The organism is Pseudomonas sp. GM74 (assembly GCF_000282455.1).
Classification (GTDB): Bacteria; Pseudomonadota; Gammaproteobacteria; order Pseudomonadales; family Pseudomonadaceae; genus Aquipseudomonas.
The window spans coordinates 22,458-39,679 of the sequence record NZ_AKJG01000037.1 but is presented as its reverse complement, the minus strand read 5'-3'; the positions used below and the strand labels follow the sequence as shown (position 1 = coordinate 39,679).

22 protein-coding genes and 1 tRNA gene are annotated in these 17,222 nt (G+C 55.3%); 10 read left to right on the top strand and 13 right to left on the bottom strand.

Going from position 1 to position 17,222, the window contains the following annotated elements:
* The first annotated feature begins 1 nt into the window (after nucleotide 1).
* Nucleotides 2–973, top strand: a complete 972-nt coding sequence (locus PMI34_RS22180; RefSeq protein ID WP_008047288.1) for an XdhC family protein — start codon at nucleotides 2–4, stop codon at nucleotides 971–973.
* A 161-nt stretch (nucleotides 974–1,134) separates the two neighbouring features.
* On the opposite strand, the gene PMI34_RS22185 is transcribed toward PMI34_RS22180, so the two are convergent.
* Nucleotides 1,135–2,418 carry an NAD(P)/FAD-dependent oxidoreductase gene (locus PMI34_RS22185; RefSeq protein WP_008047286.1) on the bottom strand — a complete coding sequence of 428 codons (1,284 nt, stop codon included), beginning with the start codon at nucleotides 2,416–2,418 and terminating at the stop codon, nucleotides 1,135–1,137.
* A 184-nt stretch (nucleotides 2,419–2,602) separates the two neighbouring features.
* Here PMI34_RS22185 and PMI34_RS22190 point away from each other — a divergent pair.
* A tRNA-Val gene (locus PMI34_RS22190) sits at nucleotides 2,603–2,679 on the top strand.
* Between the two features lie 112 nt (nucleotides 2,680–2,791).
* Here PMI34_RS22190 and PMI34_RS29235 read toward each other — a convergent pair.
* On the bottom strand, nucleotides 2,792–3,055 hold the full coding sequence (locus PMI34_RS29235; protein WP_008047285.1) for a tyrosine-type recombinase/integrase: 264 nt from the start codon (nucleotides 3,053–3,055) through the stop codon (nucleotides 2,792–2,794).
* 503 nt (nucleotides 3,056–3,558) lie between these two features.
* Between PMI34_RS29235 and PMI34_RS22200 the strand changes: the two genes are divergently transcribed.
* A complete protein-coding gene (locus PMI34_RS22200) occupies nucleotides 3,559–3,762 on the top strand; it encodes a hypothetical protein (RefSeq protein ID WP_008047284.1) in 204 nt (67 codons plus the stop codon).
* 16 nt (nucleotides 3,763–3,778) lie between these two features.
* On the opposite strand, the gene PMI34_RS22205 is transcribed toward PMI34_RS22200, so the two are convergent.
* From PMI34_RS22205 to PMI34_RS22215, 3 genes are all read right to left on the bottom strand, one after another.
* Nucleotides 3,779–4,102 (bottom strand): hypothetical protein, encoded by a 324-nt coding sequence (locus PMI34_RS22205; RefSeq protein ID WP_008047283.1) that lies wholly within the window; start codon nucleotides 4,100–4,102, stop codon nucleotides 3,779–3,781.
* Between the two features lie 81 nt (nucleotides 4,103–4,183).
* The gene (locus PMI34_RS28715) at nucleotides 4,184–4,345 is read right to left on the bottom strand and encodes a hypothetical protein (protein WP_157222706.1); all 162 of its coding nucleotides are present in this window, start codon (nucleotides 4,343–4,345) and stop codon (nucleotides 4,184–4,186) included.
* A gap of 916 nt (nucleotides 4,346–5,261) precedes the next feature.
* Nucleotides 5,262–6,293 (bottom strand): acyltransferase family protein, encoded by a 1,032-nt coding sequence (locus PMI34_RS22215; RefSeq protein WP_008047281.1) that lies wholly within the window; start codon nucleotides 6,291–6,293, stop codon nucleotides 5,262–5,264.
* A gap of 77 nt (nucleotides 6,294–6,370) precedes the next feature.
* On the opposite strand from PMI34_RS22215, the gene PMI34_RS27870 reads away from it, so the two are divergent.
* The 3 genes from PMI34_RS27870 to PMI34_RS28710 all read left to right on the top strand — a co-directional run bounded on the left by PMI34_RS27870 (nucleotide 6,371) and on the right by PMI34_RS28710 (nucleotide 7,715).
* Complete coding sequence (locus PMI34_RS27870) at nucleotides 6,371–6,799, top strand: DUF2514 family protein (RefSeq protein WP_238538765.1); 429 nt, start codon at nucleotides 6,371–6,373, stop codon at nucleotides 6,797–6,799.
* A 116-nt stretch (nucleotides 6,800–6,915) separates the two neighbouring features.
* A complete protein-coding gene (locus tag PMI34_RS0127085) occupies nucleotides 6,916–7,161 on the top strand; it encodes a hypothetical protein (protein WP_032829426.1) in 246 nt (81 codons plus the stop codon).
* Between the two features lie 86 nt (nucleotides 7,162–7,247).
* Complete coding sequence (locus PMI34_RS28710; RefSeq protein ID WP_157222705.1) at nucleotides 7,248–7,715, top strand: hypothetical protein; 468 nt, start codon at nucleotides 7,248–7,250, stop codon at nucleotides 7,713–7,715.
* Between the two features lie 178 nt (nucleotides 7,716–7,893).
* On the opposite strand, the gene PMI34_RS22225 is transcribed toward PMI34_RS28710, so the two are convergent.
* Nucleotides 7,894–8,634 carry an NAD-dependent epimerase/dehydratase family protein gene (locus tag PMI34_RS22225; protein WP_008047277.1) on the bottom strand — a complete coding sequence of 247 codons (741 nt, stop codon included), beginning with the start codon at nucleotides 8,632–8,634 and terminating at the stop codon, nucleotides 7,894–7,896.
* A 170-nt stretch (nucleotides 8,635–8,804) separates the two neighbouring features.
* Nucleotides 8,805–9,164, bottom strand: a complete 360-nt coding sequence (locus PMI34_RS0127080) for a hypothetical protein (protein ID WP_032829424.1) — start codon at nucleotides 9,162–9,164, stop codon at nucleotides 8,805–8,807.
* A gap of 99 nt (nucleotides 9,165–9,263) precedes the next feature.
* On the opposite strand from PMI34_RS0127080, the gene PMI34_RS22230 reads away from it, so the two are divergent.
* Nucleotides 9,264–10,694, top strand: a complete 1,431-nt coding sequence (locus PMI34_RS22230; RefSeq protein WP_008047269.1) for an IS1182 family transposase — start codon at nucleotides 9,264–9,266, stop codon at nucleotides 10,692–10,694.
* Nucleotides 10,695–10,863: 169 nt separating this feature from the next.
* Here PMI34_RS22230 and PMI34_RS22235 read toward each other — a convergent pair whose 3' ends face one another.
* From PMI34_RS22235 to PMI34_RS22250, 3 genes are all read right to left on the bottom strand, one after another.
* Complete coding sequence (locus tag PMI34_RS22235; protein WP_008047266.1) at nucleotides 10,864–11,073, bottom strand: hypothetical protein; 210 nt, start codon at nucleotides 11,071–11,073, stop codon at nucleotides 10,864–10,866.
* A 530-nt stretch (nucleotides 11,074–11,603) separates the two neighbouring features.
* Nucleotides 11,604–13,028 (bottom strand): DUF1254 domain-containing protein, encoded by a 1,425-nt coding sequence (locus PMI34_RS22245; RefSeq protein ID WP_008047258.1) that lies wholly within the window; start codon nucleotides 13,026–13,028, stop codon nucleotides 11,604–11,606.
* A 294-nt stretch (nucleotides 13,029–13,322) separates the two neighbouring features.
* Entirely contained in the window at nucleotides 13,323–13,529 is a 207-nt protein-coding gene (locus tag PMI34_RS22250) for a hypothetical protein (RefSeq protein ID WP_008047256.1), read from the bottom strand.
* A 250-nt stretch (nucleotides 13,530–13,779) separates the two neighbouring features.
* On the opposite strand from PMI34_RS22250, the gene PMI34_RS22255 reads away from it, so the two are divergent.
* Nucleotides 13,780–13,974 (top strand): hypothetical protein, encoded by a 195-nt coding sequence (locus PMI34_RS22255; protein WP_008047255.1) that lies wholly within the window; start codon nucleotides 13,780–13,782, stop codon nucleotides 13,972–13,974.
* 75 nt (nucleotides 13,975–14,049) lie between these two features.
* Here the strand turns inward: PMI34_RS22255 and PMI34_RS22260 are convergent, their stop codons facing one another.
* The gene (locus PMI34_RS22260; protein WP_008047254.1) at nucleotides 14,050–14,802 is read right to left on the bottom strand and encodes a carbonic anhydrase; all 753 of its coding nucleotides are present in this window, start codon (nucleotides 14,800–14,802) and stop codon (nucleotides 14,050–14,052) included.
* 203 nt (nucleotides 14,803–15,005) lie between these two features.
* Between PMI34_RS22260 and PMI34_RS22265 the strand changes: the two genes are divergently transcribed.
* Nucleotides 15,006–15,461: a DUF2214 family protein gene (locus tag PMI34_RS22265; protein ID WP_008047253.1), complete on the top strand. Its 456-nt coding sequence runs from the start codon at nucleotides 15,006–15,008 to the stop codon at nucleotides 15,459–15,461.
* Nucleotides 15,462–15,640: 179 nt separating this feature from the next.
* Here the strand turns inward: PMI34_RS22265 and csrA are convergent, their stop codons facing one another.
* Nucleotides 15,641–15,832, bottom strand: coding sequence for a carbon storage regulator CsrA (csrA, locus tag PMI34_RS22270; protein WP_007975691.1), 192 nt, complete (start codon nucleotides 15,830–15,832; stop codon nucleotides 15,641–15,643).
* Between the two features lie 250 nt (nucleotides 15,833–16,082).
* Between csrA and PMI34_RS22275 the strand changes: the two genes are divergently transcribed.
* Entirely contained in the window at nucleotides 16,083–16,448 is a 366-nt protein-coding gene (locus tag PMI34_RS22275) for a hypothetical protein (protein WP_008047252.1), read from the top strand.
* An 83-nt stretch (nucleotides 16,449–16,531) separates the two neighbouring features.
* Here PMI34_RS22275 and PMI34_RS22280 read toward each other — a convergent pair whose 3' ends face one another.
* Nucleotides 16,532–17,221, bottom strand: a complete 690-nt coding sequence (locus tag PMI34_RS22280; RefSeq protein WP_008047251.1) for an endonuclease — start codon at nucleotides 17,219–17,221, stop codon at nucleotides 16,532–16,534.
* Nucleotide 17,222 lies beyond the last annotated feature (1 nt).

The window sequence follows — 17,222 nt, the reverse complement described above, 5'->3', positions numbered from 1 at the left end:
TATGCAGCATCTGGATCTGCAGGTGGTGCGCCGGGCGCTGGAGTGGTCGGCGGCCGGTCAGCGCATCTGGCTGTGTACGGTGCTGGCCACTTATGGCTCGGCACCGCGCGCACCGGGTTCGCTGCTGGCGGTGAACACGCAGGGGCACTGGATCGGCTCGCTGTCCGGTGGCTGTGTCGAGGAAGACTTTCTCGAGCGAGTCGCCGAGGGCGCGTTTCTGGAGCCGGTCAGCGTTGTTCGTTACGGCGAAGGCGACGACCCACGCTCGCGCGTCAGCCTGCCGTGTGGTGGGGTGCTGGATGTGCTGGTCGAGAAGCTTGACGCCGATTGCGAGGTGCAAGCGCATTTGCGGGAACTGGAGTCGGCGCTGTTGGGTCGACGTCGGTTGATCCGTGAGGTTGATTTGCAAAGCGGTGCGCGCAGCCTGTTCGATGATCGTGAACAGGGTGTGCGTATCGAGCGTGAAATCGACCGGGTGCGTGTGCGCGTCGGCGCGGCCCAGCGCTTGCTGCTGGCGGGGTATTCCAGTGTCGCGCAGGCCTGTGCGGAGTTTGCCGTGGGGCTTGGGTTCGAGGTGATTCTGTGTGACCCGCGGGACGAAGTGCTGGAAGGCGTCGTGCTGGAAAACGTGGAGATTCGTCGTCAACTGCCGTCGGTGTTCATCGCCGAAGGCGGCTGTCACAGCGACACGGCGGTGGTGGCGTTGACCCACGACCCACGTATCGATGACCTGGCGATGATGGAGGCTGTTCGCACCGAGGCGTTCTACATCGGTGTGATGGGCTCCATGCAGACCTCGCAAAAGCGCTTCGAGCGCTTGCGGCGCATCGGTGGTCTGGGGGATGTCGAGTTGGGGCGGATCCATGCGCCAATCGGGTTGAACCTGGGCAGCAAGACCCCAGCGGAGATTGCCTTGGCGGTGCTGGCTGACATCCTGCGGATTCGCAGCGGTATCCCACGAGATCGCATCTAACCCAACCCCCTGTGGGAGCGGGTGTACGCAACATCTGCGGGTATCCAAAAAACATTGTGGGGGCGGGCTTGCTCGCGATGAGGCCGGCACATTCAACACGGATGTCGTTTGCCAGTCCGCCATCGCGAGCAGGTTCGCTCCTGCAATGTATTGCGTGTCGCTTAGTACCCGAATCTATCCCGCAATCCGTAATACCACGCACCCAGCGCTGCAAACGGTGTGCGCAGCAACTGGCCGCCCGGGAACGGGTAGTGGGGCAGGTCGGCAAAGGCGTCAAAACGCTCGGCCTGACCGCGCAATGCTTCGGCCAGTACCTTGCCCGCCAGATGCGTGTAGGTCACGCCATGGCCGCTACAACCCTGGGAATAGTAGATGTTGTCGCCCAGCCGTCCGACCTGGGGCAGGCGCGACAGGGTCAGCAGGAAATTACCCGTCCACGCGAAATCGATCTTCACGCCTTTGAGCTGCGGGAATGCCTTGAGCATCTTCGGTCGAATGATCGCTTCTATGTTCGCCGGATCCCGCGCGCCATACACCACGCCACCACCGAAAATCAGACGCTTGTCGCCGCTGAGACGGTAGTAGTCGAGCAAGTAATTGCAGTCTTCGACACAGTAGTCCTGGGGCAGCAGGGTCTTGGCCAGTTCTTCACCCAATGGCTCGGTGGTAATCACCTGCGTGCCGCAAGGCATCGACTTGGCGGCCAGTTCCGGCACCAGGTTGCCCAGATAAGCGTTGCCGGCGACGATGATGAATTTGGCCCGGACCTTGCCCTGCGGCGTGTGCACAACAGGGTTGGCGCCGCGCACAATGCGCACCGCCGGCGACTGCTCATAAATCGTCCCGCCCAGGGACTCGACCGCCGCCGCTTCACCCAGCGCCAGGTTAAGCGGATGGATGTGGCCGCCACTCATGTCGAGCATCCCGCCGACGTACTGATCGCAGGCCACCACTTCGCGAATGCGGCGTTGATCCATCAACTCAAGCTGGGTGTGCCCGAAACGCTCCCACAGGCGCTTCTGGGATTCGAGATGACCCATCTGCTTGGCGGTCATCGCGGCGAACACGCCACCGTCCTTCAAATCGCACTGAATGTTGTACCTGGCGACCCGCTCACGAATGATTCGCCCACCTTCGAACGCCATTTGCCCCAGCAACTGGGCCTGCCTGGGACCGACCGTGCGCTCGATGACATCGATATCGCGGCTATAGCTGTTAACGATCTGGCCGCCATTACGCCCGGACGCTCCGAAACCGACCCCGGCGGCTTCGAGCACCGTGACCTTGAAACCGTTCTCCAGCAGAAACAGGGCAGAAGACAGCCCCGTATAACCGGCGCCAATCACACAGACATCGGTATCGACGTCATCCTGCAACGCCGGGCGCGGCGCAACCGCATTGGCCGATGCGGCGTAGTAGGACTCGGGGTAGGGAGTGTTAGCCATCCGGCAGCCTCTGTTTAATATATTTTACGAGTGCATTGATCCTACCCGAGTTGAAAATCGCCCGCCAGCCACCCGGAAAATCTTCTTTGCAGCGGCAAAATTAAATATTTTGCATATTCATAGGGTTAGCGCGAAAAAAGGTGTTGACACCCCTCCGGAATTCCGTAGAATGCCGCCTCACAGCAGGCACGTAGCTCAGTTGGTTAGAGCACCACCTTGACATGGTGGGGGTCGTTGGTTCGAGTCCAATCGCGCCTACCAAACAAAATCCGCTCTGCTGGGCGGTCTAGAGGGGTCACCGGAAACGGTGACCCCTTTTTGCTTTCTGCCTTTGGGCAGACTTTGGGAATATTCTGGGCAAACGACCACCGGACTACACCTTCAGGTCGGCTTTCACCTTCATATAAACCACCTCGTCATCACCGTGCCCTGCCTGGTAGTGCTCGGTCATCTTCACGTCCGCGTGTCCCATCAAGCCCTGAATGTATTCCTGCTCGAAACCCTGTTGCTCGTACAGCCATGCACCGAGCGCGCGGATTTCGTGGAAGGTGGGGCTCTCGTCGGCCGGTATGTCGTCGTAGGCGTGTGAATCGTCCCGAGCCTGGGCAAATGACTTGGTCAGGTAATCCGCTGTCACTGCGTTCCAGTGTAGCTTGGCGCGTCGTCTGCGCGGCCTTCCGGCGTCGAGCCATGAGGGACTGCAAGCGGTATGCGTGAAAGCGGAGTCCGTCCTGCGACCTGATCTCTGGAGCAAGGTCTGACAGGTCCTCGTCGAGCCGCCCGAAGTAGTAGAGGTCTCCGCTGTCGCCAGCCCATTCGGGTTGCGCAATGGCCCAGGTGCGCGCCTCAACGCACGGCATGCAGGTTTTGAAGGAGCCCATCTCGCCATCCCAGCTACCTGTGACAAGGCGGTATTGCTGACCCGGCTGAATGACGCCGTAGCACTCGCCGCACTTGTGCTGCTTACGGGCGGTGGGCGTGGTTTCGGTTTGAAAATCGGACATGACGATTCCTTGTCCGCCGTTCACCGGCAGGTTGGTAGTGAGTGTGGGTTTCTGGGGTTGGTCTACGCTTTGAGTTCAATCTCAACGCCGGTTTCGGCGAACCAATTGGCTCAGGCCACTGCTCGAAAGGACTCATATGAAACTCAATATCATTGCCCTTGGCCTGCTCGCTGTTTTGGCCGGCTGTACAACTGCGGGCCCATATGTCACCAACATCTCGAGCGATGGACGTAATGGTCTGAATGTCGAGAAGTGTGCGGTGAAGATGAATGCTTTCATGGGGACTGTCAGCACCACTGAATGTACGACCCAGAACTTGCAGCTCAGTCGAGGTAACTGATTGCAGGAATGATCGCTTAGGATGCGAAGTACTCGTCGCCCGGGTCTTTGCGCAACTCCCGCAAACTCTCATCTCGAAACATCCGCGCCACGTTTTCGCTTATCTGCACTTTGTGGCGCGGACCTTGAATCGCCTGATATGAAAGTGTCGGCCCGAGGGCATGAGCGTTCAGAATCAGGTTCTGCACCGCCTCGTTGATTTCCTCGATGCCGTTCCAGGCCATCAGCTCATCAAGCTTCTGCCGGGTGCCGAGCCGTAATCGGTGCCGCAGCTCCTTCTCGTCGTACTGGATTCGCTTCTCGGCAGCCTTCGCCGAACGCTCTTGTCCACTCTTGGCCATGAACTGCCTCTTCAATTCCGTGGGCCGGTAGATCCAGCCATGTCTGTCGTCGGCGCTGGCGCACCTGGTTATTGATTCGCCTCATGCTGCCCTCGGCTGGTTCCAGACACCCACGGCATCGAATACCCGGGCGGCCTGCTCTTCAGTCAGTGACATCCCGGCGGGGATGGCGATCCAGCCCGACGCGACCCGATGATTCGGATTGCTCTCGGCGACCAGATCCTTGTAGGTTTCCTCGATCACGTCGACACCGGCGACGCTAACGCCTATACGGCTGATTTCGTTCCACCTGTCACGGCATTGGTTGAGGGCATGGTCCTCAGAATGCGAGTGACCAATGCCAATACAGGCCCAAGCACCTTTAGCCCCAATGGACTCGCAGCAAAACCATTAGTAGGCGGGGGGCACGGTGCGCTGCAGGGTGGCGAGTTGGTGCCGAACGGTAATGTTTGGATGCAGTACAACGCAGGTGCCGGGGGCGCCTGGATCATCGTGGCTAGCAGCAACGGTGCCACGCAGGTGCCAAAGGGGCTCAAGTCTCTCCATGCCGTGAACATGTCGCAGCTCGGCAACTACTTTTCGATTCATTCACTCTCAGTGACTTCCACGCTTACCGCCGCCCGCTAGTTTGGCGCCCGGCAGTACATACATTCTTAGCGCGCAGCTGCCGGTCACCATTAAGGGTAATGGCGCAGAGCTTATCGAAAACAGTTTGGGCGTGACGGCAAATACACTGTCTATGCAGGCCGGTGAGCAGTTGGTGATCACAACCAACGGCGCTAGCTGGTACACGACAGCCTACTGCCGGTCGTCTGGCCGGCTGATTGGGGTTCAGACCTTTGTTGCTTCCGGCACATACACCCCAACACCGGAGATGGCCAGCGTGATAATTGAAGCCCAAGGGGGGGCGGTTCCGGTGGTGGTGCAGCCGTTCCTTCCGCAGGCAACGTTAGTCTCGGTGCGCCAGGTGGCGCCGGGTCCTATGGCAAGTGGAGGCTTTTTGCAGCGTCCATAGGTGCAAGCCAAACCGTGACTGCCGGTATGGGCGATGCTTTCTTGGCAGGACTGTTGAGTCCAGATGACGTTGATCGATTCAAAACCTTCGCTGCGTATAAGTTGAAGCTCAACAAAGTTGTTGAGCAGCCTGGGTTTCCTCAGGTTATTGATTGGCCTGAGGTACCGCTTTAGTTTTTTTCATCCTCGCTTGCATTCTCTTCGCTGCACGGGAAATTGGCATTTCTACCAGCGTGAAGCTTGCATAGGACGTTAAGGCAATTGCAGCGATGACTCCGAAGGCAAGCAATACATGATTAGTTGCGAAATGCTCGTTAACCTTTATTGCGGCGCAGATGATCAGTACGTGGCACAAATACGTTGAATAAGACCAATCACCAAGTCGGGCGATAAAGTTGTGTTTTGGGAAAAGCCTTTCTTGAGACAAGCAAGCACACAGAATGACGGCACACGGTAGGCCGCTGCGCAGAGGGTTGTGTGTCACCGGCCCAAAATAGACGATTGCGGAAAGGGCCCCGAGCATCATGAGTAACCCTGCGATTGGAGGAATCCGAGTTACCAGTCCGCGTTTGTAGGCAATCGACAGGGCAACTCCAAACAAAAACTCCCAAACCATTGTATTTCCGTAAAAGGAAATCGCCCCATTCATTTTTTTTGCGACTAGCTGTAAGGCAATTACGCCAAGAAATAACCCGATGGCTCGATATGCGGCAGGCAGAAATAATGCCGAAAAAAACACTAAGTAAAAGGATGCCTCATAGTTCAATGTCCAGCCTACTGTCATTAGAGGGTACAGACCCACGCCTGAGGGGTTTTGTGCTGGAATGAACAAAAGGCTTTTCAGGAAGAATATTGGGTCAAATGCAGTAAGAGGGATTGAGTCTGGGGCATATATTAGAGTAATGGCGGTAACTGATGAAAATAGCCAGTAGGCCGGAGCAACCCTGGCTATTCTGTTGGCTGCGAATGATTTTGGTGTTGTTGGTTTTGAAGCTGTGGATCCGTAAATAACAAATCCGCTGATCACAAAGAACAAATCAACACCGATGGCGCCGAAGTCTCGGAGTAGATCAGGGGCGATACCGCCTAACTTGTGGTTATAAAAAAGCTGCATGTAGTGATGGCCGACAACCAGCCATGCTGCTAAGGCCCTAAGTATTTGGATTGAGTTGAGCATTGGTTGTCGGTGTCAAAAAGAAATCGATTCTACATCCGCTGTACCTGATCTACCACAGAGGCGGAGACCACCATGGGGTGACGGTCACGGATGAAAAGTGGCAGTCGGAATGGAATGCCCGAGACACCCGGGACGCCGATGCGAGGGTGCTCAATGAGGCCGCCGAGCGCACCAGGGAGCAGGCCTACCAACAGTCAATCAACAAGGCGGTGCAAGATGGGCAACGAAATATTGATCAAGCAATGGCTGATGCTGCTGCCGCTCGCGCTTCTGCTGGCGGCGTGCAGTTCGCCGCCGACAACCTTGCCCGTCGACTCGCTGCCAGTGAAGCCAGCGGAAATTCCTGCACTGCCGCCGCAAGCCAGGCAGCTGCCCGCGCCGCCGCTGTGCTTGCCGACGTGTTCAAACGCGCTGACCAGCGAGCGGGCGACTTGGCTGCAATTGCTGACCAAGCCGGAATCCGGGGACTAACCTGTGAGCAAGCGTATGACGGATTGGGTCGGTAGCCTTTCGGAGTCACTTGCCCCATGGTCCGCATCTCTGCTGAGGACGTAGGGGCTACGATGAGTAGAAGGCTTCAGTCATTTGGATAGCGTTTCATTGGTAAGCGCAAGGTGGAGGTATGATCACAATCGTCAGCGTCATCTTCATCATATTTGTTGGACTGCTATTCATTGCGATAGGCGTAACTGGTATCTGGACCCGCAATAGCGCTCCAGGGAAATGGAGCTTTCTGACGATGCCCTTGATGCCGAAATCCTGGCACAAACCTTGGCGAAAGTGGTTCAGTTGGATACATGGCCTTGTGTGTATAGCCATGGGACTTTTTATTATCGTGCTGACCCTTGCGAAGCTTGGAGGCTTTTGAGCATACACTGATGCTGGAATATTTTAACTTTGAGGGGGGGCACTATGCCTGAAAGTAAATCCGATAGTCCTCGTGGACGGAATGGGATGTCCGCGCTAATTATTTATGTTGGTTATATTGTGTTTGCGTGTATTGTCCTTTTCTATCAGTGGTCATCTCACATTCCAAGTGAACTGAACAGGCTGTCAGGCGTACTTTCGGAGAAAAGAGTTGGAAGAGACGTTATGACCAAGATTGCTGATGGTGAAAACGTGTATTGGTTTACCTGCGCTTCCAGCCTTAGAGGGTACTCTAAGTGTCTTACCACGGAGAGTTTTCCAAGGTTGGATGGAAAAAATGCAATTGTTTATTGGTACTGCCAGCGTTTGTTTCCATTGGTGGAAAGCCGAAAGTTAGTTGTTCTAGTGGTGGACGGTAAAGAAATTATCAGCAGAGCAGACTCTGAGGATCGTCTGGCGAGAAGTAAGAAAATAGAATTTTGGTTTCATGCGGTTTTTGGTGTTGTCTTGCTTTGTATTTTGGCTTTCTTCACAAGGAAAGCAAGGAGGGGTTGAAGTGGATAAGGCAACTGAATAGCCGCCCTCGGAAACTCTAACTACGAAACGCCCGCTGAACGATTTAGCCAATCTATTGCATCGACCGGTTGAATCCACAACCGATTGCTGCCTCCAACGAGGGGGCAGTTACCGACCCGAAGCGGACAGTCGAAGGGGCAGCAATTAATGAAGTAGTTCAGTCAGGTTGAGCGTGTCCTTCCAGAATCTCAAATCCATCATCAAAGGGAGCGTACCCCACAACTTTTCTGGTTTTCTCGATAGAAAGTCGCTTATATCTGTTATCTGAGACCCCGTGGATAACATGAAATCCGCTCAGCTCGGCCTCGACGCAATTACTAAGTAGTGCGACAACATCCCTGATACTAATAAAAGCAGCTACATCCCTGTGACTGTGGTTTTCCCCTTGGTGAAATATAGCTACGTTTGCAATACGGACTGCGATTGTTGTCATTTGACCATCGTTTGCATACATCGAAGCCAGAGCTTCCCCGAACGCTTTGCTGACCCCGTATAGATTGCCTGGCTTAGGTGCCATACATTCATGTACCTGGACATCCTCTGGATAACCTTCGATAGCCTGAGCGCTGCTCGCAAATATAAAGCGCTCGCAGCCTTGAGCCTTTGCGGCGAATAGCATGTTGTAGGTGCCCACAATGTTCACAGGGAGCAGGGATGTCATGAAATCGGCGTCTGGGCGAGGGTCAGCAGCTAGATGAATCACTGTATGTATGCCTTCGCAAGCTTCAAGGCAACTGGCTTGAACGCTGATGTCGAGAGCGAAACGTTGTGCCGATTGCGGAAGTGTTGATACATCTATGTCGGCTAAGCGCAAATCTGACTTATCGTAATGCGCTTTCCAAAAAGCGCTGCCGATTCGGCCCGCAGCACCTGTGATTAAAATTTTTCGCGCGTTCATTTCAACATGTCCTTATGGTAAACGTCACTGTAGCTTCCCAGCGTCGTGGTCGGTTGACAACCTCCAATGAGAGTAACAAGCGTCAACACGTCCGCTTCCGGCCCAGAGTGTGTAAAAACGAAAGCCGTCAAAGTCGGAAGCGAATAAATCAACATTGCTGCCGCAGTTAGCTAGTAGTACCCAAGCGTTTGCAACGTTCTGGCAAGGTTTAGGACAGGTTGTAATTTTTCATCAAGTAACGTCCACCACTCGTGCTCAACCCATTCACCAGTCTCTATCTGGTGCATGGGTGGCATCCAATCTTTATGTCGATCGAAAACATCCGGGATGGCTCGCGCTAGGGCTGATAGTTCATTTTGGGTAAAGCCCTCTTTTTGAAGCTCAACGGCTTTCGCCAGCGCCAGACGATAATCTTCAACGTAAGTCATCGCTGGAGTGGAACTAGCGACCCGTATCAGTTCGGGCAGTGCTGACTCTAGTTCCTTAAGCTGACTCAATCTGTCCGCGTTCGTGTAACGGTATTCAGCCATTGTGATTCCCTACTATCTGTTGGCAAGCTCCATCAAGATGCTCTCTTGAACCTGCGCGACCACCTATAATTTCCTCGGAAATCATCGCAAGGATCGCCTATGAAGCGCTTTATTCAAGGTGAACATCGAGGCCAAAGTACTTTACTTCCCGAGAGCCTCGATGACTATGTCGGCGATACCAACCCGGTGCGCGTAGTCGACGTCTTCGTCGATGAACTCGACCTGGTCAAACTGGGTTTTGAAGGCGTTATTCCAGCCGACACTGGCCGACCTGCTTACCACCCCACGATTTTGCTGAAGATCTATATCTACGGCTATCTCAACCGCATCCAGTCGAGCCGGCGCCTGGAACGAGAAGCCCAACGCAACGTCGAACTGATGTGGCTAACCGGGCGTTTGATGCCCGATTTCAAGACCATCGCCAACTTCCGAAAAGACAATAGCAAAGCCATCCGAGGCGTCTGCCGCCAGTTTGTTGTGCTCTGTCAGCAGTTGGGATTGTTCGGAGAAAATCTGGTCGCCATCGATGGCAGCAAATTCAAGGCAGTCAACAATCGCGACCGTAATTTCACCAGCGCCAAACTGAAGCGGCGAATGGAAGAAATTGAATCGAGCATCAACCGTTACCTGGAAGCACTCGATACTGCCGATCGGCAAGAACCAAATTCCTCTGAGCCCAAGACTGCGCGGCTGGAAGAGAAAATCGCCAAGCTGAAGGCGCAAATGAAAGAGCTTCAAACGATCGAAATCCAGCTCAACGAATCACCGGACAAACAGGTCTCACTGACCGATCCAGACGCCCGCTCCATGATGACGCGCGGTACGGGAATCGTCGGCTATAACGTGCAGACGGCGGTCGATACTCAACACCATTTGATCGTTGCGCATGAGGTCACCAACGTCGGTTCCGACCGCGATCAACTCATCTCGATGGCCAAGCAGGCCCGCGAGGCGATGGCTTCAGAAACACTATCGGTAGTGGCTGACCGAGGTTACTTCAAAAGCGAACAAATCTTGGCTTGTCACGATGCCGGCATCACTGCCTATGTGCCCAAGCCAATGACCTCGGGAGCAAAGGCTGACGGGCGTTTCAATAACGATGTCTTCATCTATGACACGACCAAAAACGAGTACATTTGTCCAGCTGGTGAGACACTCATTTGGCGCTACTCCAACGTTGAAAAAGGCCTGAAGTTGCACCGTTACTGGAGTTCGAACTGCCAGGGCTGTGCGTTGAAATCGCAATGCACACCGAGCACGGAACGACGAGTTCGACGCTGGGAGCATGAAGCCGTATTGGAGGAAATGCAGCTCCGGCTGAGCAACGCGCCGGAGATGATGCGAGTCCGAAAACGGACAGTTGAGCATCCCTTCGGGACGCTGAAACAATGGATGGGTGCGACGCACTTCCTGACCCGAAAGCTCGCCGGGGTGAGTGCGGAGATGAGCTTGAACGTGCTCGCCTACAACTTGAAACGGGTCATGAACATCATCGGTGCTAACCGTTTGATGAAGGCGCTGTCGTCCTAAAAAGGCCAATTTTTGACCATCCCAGAAGCTATAAAAACAGCGTTGACGGGTTCTAGGTCGCGACTAATGCGAGCCGCGGCATTGACTGCGTAATCGCTCAGTCAACGAACGTCGATGATCGAAAGCGATAAGGTCATGAGCGTTTTTACACACTCTGGGCCGATAACCGTCACTCCGGCGCCATCATCACCGCGAGCGTCATCTTGATGAACTCTTCGTTCTTGTCGATGGCTTCCAGGGCTCCGCGCATATTGTCGGCGACATCGGCCGATCCGCGCTGCTCGACCCAGTTCGACAGTTCCAGGATGGCAGCTTCCAGGGCGAGTTGGTTTTCGTTGAGCTTGAACAGTAGGGAAGGGAGCAGATCAGAGTTTGGCATCGCGAATCCTCCGTGGAGTTTTCAGCGTAGCAGGGGCGAGCTATGGGCTGGGAGTTCAGGTCGGCAGAACGCCGGAGAAAGGTGGGCCCTTTTTTGTTGTCTTTGATTTCTTCAGGGCGTTCACAAAATATCGGGTTCGTTCACACATGGACAATGTGAACGTTGATGTACGCACTGCGCTTGGTATATCAGTGTAGAGCGGGATCCAGTTGTAGTTGGAGTCGAATAGCTCAGGGAGGGCTTGATGTACATCGGAAGTCAGAAAAACAGGATTCGCATTCAGCGCGGGATTTCGATCGTCGTCTTGATCGTATCAACCATTTTCCTTGGCTCTTCGATATACCGCTATACCGAGTGCGGTGGGCCTGGGTATTACGTCGTAAAGGCCATTACGGGTCTGTGTCTTGGCGGTGTCATGTTTCGCTTGGCGGGTAAGTGAATTTGGCGCGGGCTTCGCTTGCCAGTGTGCTGGTAATCAATCCTGCAAGCAGGGCTGCAGGGTCATAGTTGACGTATGACCCTGCGTCCGGTCAATTGGCTTTGACGATCGCGGGCGGACTCCAGGTTCCCTTCCCTGGCGGCAGGATCGAAGGCGCTTCTGTCTTCGGCCAATACAGCCGCATCACCAGGTAGATCAGATCATTCGGTGCGGGCAGCCAGTTGCTTTCCTTGTCCGCGCCGGGCGAATCCTTCTGGATATACAGCGTCAACGAGCCGTCCGCATTCTTCTTCATGTCGGGCAACATCGGCGAGTTGATGAGGTAGCGATTGATCGGGTTTTTGATCAGCAGTTGCGATTTACCGTCGTACATGGTCACTGACCAGAAGGCGTTGACCGGCGGAAATTGTCCGGCGGGCAGGGTGATGGAGTAGTTGTGCTTGCTGCCATCAAGCAGTTCGCCATCGGGCAGGGTTTTGGCCAGAGGATAGGTGGCTTCCTCGGCGTCGTTGGCATAGATGCCCGCTTGCGCGACGGCGGCACGCTTCAGCCAGTCGCCGTTGTAGAAGGCGCTGTCGCCGCCGGCTCCGGCAATGTTCCAGCCGTTGATCTTCGTGCCGAGATTCTTGATCCCGTCCTCGACCTGCGCGTGCCCGGCCTGCATGCCCTCAACTACTGCGGCCTTTTGTTCCGCGGACAGATCCTGGAAGTTGAAGTCCTTGCCGGCGCCAATGCCGATCCGGGCAAGTTTCGCCCGGATCGCCACTTCATCCGGTGCGGCCGGGGCGTACTGCAAGGCAAAGTCGAGATACTTGAAGAAACCGGTCTTGGCGAGGTCCGTGTTGATCTTCGGGAAGTCGATCAGCGGCGCGGCAGGCGGCGCCGGTTGCTTGAGAAAGGCGGATAGCGGTTGTGCCTTGTACCCTGACTGGACCTTTACCACGTTCGGCAGGTCAGCCGGGTTGAAGAGTTGGGTGCGAAAGATCGCGAAGGGGAATTGGGTGCCGGAACGAAACACCTTCTTGATGCCCGGTGGCGTCGCGCCCTTCCAATCGGGTCCGACTACCATGTAGTCGCCAGCTTCGTTGCCGGTGGCGCGGCTGCCGATGTAACCGTAGTTGTAGGTATTGCCATCGATGAGTTGTACCGAGTAATACCGTGGTTTCTCTACCGCCGGCACCGATAACACCATTGGCTCGCTGCGCAGGTCCATGAATATCATCGAATAGGGCGTGTCGCTGTTTGGCGTAATAACAGCTGTGTCCATATAGGTTGCGACATGGTGCAGGCTATGAATCTGGTTGAGCGGTGCCTTGAACTGTCCGGAGTTTTTGTCTACGGCGTAGTCGTACATGACCGCGTAGTTCATCACGATGGGCAGGCCGTAGATGTAGCCTTCCGTGGCGATAGCCTTCATTTCGGCGGGCGTGATATCTGCTGCGTGGGTGAAAGTGGATATGAATGACGCCAGCAATATCACCGTGCCGCCAATGGCTTTCGGTATTGGGTTTTTCATGAACATGCATCTCCATTTGTCATGCCGGATATGTGAGTAGGCACCAAGAATCATTACCGATCTTTGGGGAAGCTGACTGTGGGGGTATGTCTAGTTCATGGATTTTCAATCCACAAGTCATTGCGTGTTATTTGCTGAACCTTGCATCCAGCAGGCAATCACTTCGCGGTATCGGAAAGATGAGATGCCCGGATCAGAAAAGTAGTGCCGGGTCATCAAGGCGCGACGATTGCTGAACGGATGCCGGATGATTACCGGGTAAATCGTTCAGATCGTCGCCAGCCTCGGCAGGGGTCAGAGGGCAAAGCTCGCTGCAAGGCCGTGGTGGCCTTCCTGTGCTCCCACGATCAGGTGCATTGGGATGTTCTGCTGTACTTCAATGGACGGTACTTCGAAGTTTCCTACTATCTGGAAGTGTCGCTCGCTCAGTTCGGTCGACTTTTCTGCTTTTTCCTTGGCCATTCTCGCGTGGTTCATTGCGATTTCGTTGAGCGTTGACACGTTACATCTCCCGGTGACTGACCAAGCGTATCGCTGGAGTCCTTAAGCATTGATTGAATGGCTGCAGCGTCAGAAACCTGTCGTTACGGCGCTGCTACGGGCGATCTTAGCAAGCCTCAAGCCACAGATACGGGCGAATTCCTCGTGGTGTTCCGGCAGGCGACGAATGGCGAGCCGCTATGAATGATGGCCCGGATTTTTTGTCATTCAGGCGTAAACTAGCGATGCGACCTTATCAAAAGGAGCCGCTATGAACGCCGATCAAATGAGCAAGCCGGCACCTGTGGACACGGCTGTCTGGGATCGATATTTCTGCGCTGCATTGATTGCCGAAAGCAATCTGACTGCTCCGATTGTGGGTGGGGCTACCCACGAGGACAGGCAGAACCTGTTGATCGAGAGGGCCAGAACCCTCGCGGACAAAATGATGCAAAACCGAAGATAACCAGAGCCCAGCCGTCGCGCTGGGCTCTTTGCATGCGGGGTCATGCACTGATGCCGGGGAGGTGCGCGTTGTGGATCAATCGATCAACTCTACCTTGCCGCTCGCCAGGCGATAGATACCGCCCACGATCTTCAGCACGCCTTTACTCTGGGCATCTGTCAGCAATGGCGAGGCCTGTTTCAGGCTGTTTACCGAATTCTTGACGTTTTGCACGGTGGCGTTTTCCATCAGGTTTCCGGGCTGCTTGAGTACTGCCTCGACTGCCGACTTGAGTGCGTCAGTCAGTTTCGGGATATGGCCGGGGAAAATCGTCTGATCCTTGACGGCCTTGATACCGGCCTCGATGGCGCCGCAGCTCTCATGTCCAAGGACGAGAATCAGCGGGGCGCCCAGTACGGCAACCCCGTATTCAAGACTGGCCAGGCCTTCCGGGGTAACGAAGTTGCCCGCAACGCGGATGGAGAAAAGATCGCCGCGCGCGGTGTCGAACGCATATTCCGGGGCGATCCTTGAATCAGAGCAACTCAGCACGGCCACGAACGGATTTTGACCGGACACCAGCGCCTCTCGCTCTGCCTTGAAATCGTGCGTCGTGGAAGTACCGCCTACATATCGTGCATTGCCCTCCATCAGTCTTTTCAACGCCATGTCGGGACTGATTACGTTTTGTGGTTTGGGTGGGGCTGAGGCTTTTTCGGCTGCCTGGATGATCTTGCCGGGCAGTGTGCCGGTCAGCAGCAGTGCGCCTGCGCTCAATCCGGCAAATTGAAGAAAACGACGACGGCCCGTTGTGTTTGAAGCAGAGCTTGAATCACATGATTCACACATGATTTTGTTTACTCAGTTCAATGCGGTGGGAGTGAGTTGCTGTTGGGGCGGGTATTGTCGCTGACGCTCGATACCAGCGCAGTGGAGTCTAGTTGGTTTGTCATATTGTGTTTCGGGCATCCTCCGCGGATGCCGTGCACGCAGCCATTACATGGGCTACTACTGACAGACTCAAATAACTTCGACCTGGCAGGAGTTTCTCGATGCTGACTCACTGGTTTCTGGCGGCGGTTCATCTTCTGGCATTTGCCCTGGGATTTTGGGCCGTGTTGGTTCGAGGCACGGCTTTTCGGCGTTTGGCCGATGGAGCCGCAGAGGTGCGCAGTGTTCTGATGGCGGACAATATATGGGGTATTTCAGCTGTCGTTTTATTGATCAGTGGGGGGATGCGAGCGTTTGGCGGGTACGAGAAAGGCTCGGACTATTACCTGCATCAGCCGCTGTTTCATCTGAAGATGACGCTGTTCGTCCTGATCTTGCTGCTGGAGATCGCACCCATGGCGACGCTGATCAAGTGGCGAATAGCGCTTGCCCGTAAAGTGGCGATCGATACCGGCCGTGCGAAGCTGTTTGCGCGGATCAGTCATATCGAGGCGCTGCTGGTGCTGCTGATGGTGGTGGCGGCGACGGGCATGGCGCGAGGCGTGATGCTTGGTTGACCGAGCAGTGAGCGCATCCTTCCCTTGGGTAAACCAGAAAAGTCTGACAGCAATAGAGTGAGGCTTGCCGCTAGTATCGGCCCCTGGGGTTTGGGTGAAAGTGCAGGGCGATGGGGTGCTGAATCTTTAGCCAGCCGTGCTTGCGGACTGAACGGGCTGGCTACTGACTGCAACAGGATTCAGGATTGAGGCTTTTCCGGGGCGGTCAGGCCGGCCTGAATGCGCTGGTAGATTTCTTCACGATGCACTGCAACGTCCTTCGGAGCGTTGATGCCGATCCTGACTTGCTGGCCGCTTACGCCGAGGATGGTGATCGTAATGTCATCACCTATGTTTATGCTTTCACCGACTTTGCGGGTGAGTATCAGCATGGTCTTCTCCTTGATTGCTTTGTGGGGCACCTGATTCGGACAGTGCAGAGGTCGGTGTTATGTATAGATTAGTGCGAAGTCTCGCGGTTTGGGTGCCTCTTTCTGACGCGCAGATGCGGCATTAATTCCCAAGGCGTAACTATACAGAGGCCGCCACCATGATTCTCGTTGTTTTGAGCCCATTTTACGGCACTCGTGAAGTATTCATGGATGTTAAAATCCCCGCTTTAAGCATTTAGAGGGAAACGCCGTGCGCAAAATGGTCTTGGTATTCGCGATGTTGGCACTGGCGGGATGTGGTGAGGGCGGCAGTGTGGATGCGCCGAAGCCAAAGCCGGCCATGGCTGCCGTACCCGCGGCAGTGTCCGGCCCGCAATGGGATCTTGAAGTGCGAGGTGAAACCCCTCAGGCAGTCAGCGATTTGAGTGGCTGGCTGATCGAGCACAGCTTCATGTCCAGCGTCGTCAAGGAAAATGGCAATACGCGAATCCTGATGGGGCCGTTCAGTTCGAAAGCCGAGGCCGAAGCCAAGCAGGATGAAGTCCGCGCGGCGCTCACTCGCTCGAAGAAACAGAACATCGAATTGCTGGTGCTTGAGCGTCCAGCCGCTCAATAACGTAGCGCAGACGCTAAAGATACAAAAAAGGCCTCGGGTGTTTAGCCCGGGGCCTTTGTCGTTTCAGGTGTCCCGTTCTGGAATCAGCCACAGGCCTTCATGTCTACCGGGCCTACGAACTCGTTGCCGTGCCCCATGACGCAGCCCACGCTCTGGTTGCGTTGACGCTCCCACGCCTGTACGGGATAGGTCTTGTCCCAGGCGTCGTACAGTTGCCGATCCTGTTTCGACAGGCGCAAGCCATACTGCTTGCTCATGTAGAAGTAGGTCCGGGCGATCATGCCGCGAATGGAAGGGCGGGGCATGACTTTCTTGGCCTTGAAGTCGATCTGGGTCAGGCAGGAACCATATTGCCCCGACTGCTCGGGCAGCCAGCCAAAGCTGAAGTTGCTGCGATCGCCGTTGACCTCGCCAATGCTGGGCACCAGGTTGTGCAAATCAGCCTCGGCCTTCTGGTAAACCGGATCGTAGCGGGTGCAGTTCTTGCGACCGCCCTCTTGCCAGCACTGGCGTTGATGACCGATTTGCCAGGCCGGAACAATATGCTCCCACTCGATGCGGGCTGCGCGTTTGGCATTCTTGCGTGGCACATAACCGCAGGCGGCAAGGTTCACCCGGTTACCGGTGTACTTGCAGCCACAGTAAAACTCGGTGGACTGGGGCGCGTAGAGCGTCCAGGCCACCTTTTTCGCTTCGGTGAAGGTGCGCGGCGCGTCGGCTTGCGCGCCCATGACAAAAAACAGAAACAGCAAAGCAAACCAGCGGACACTCATC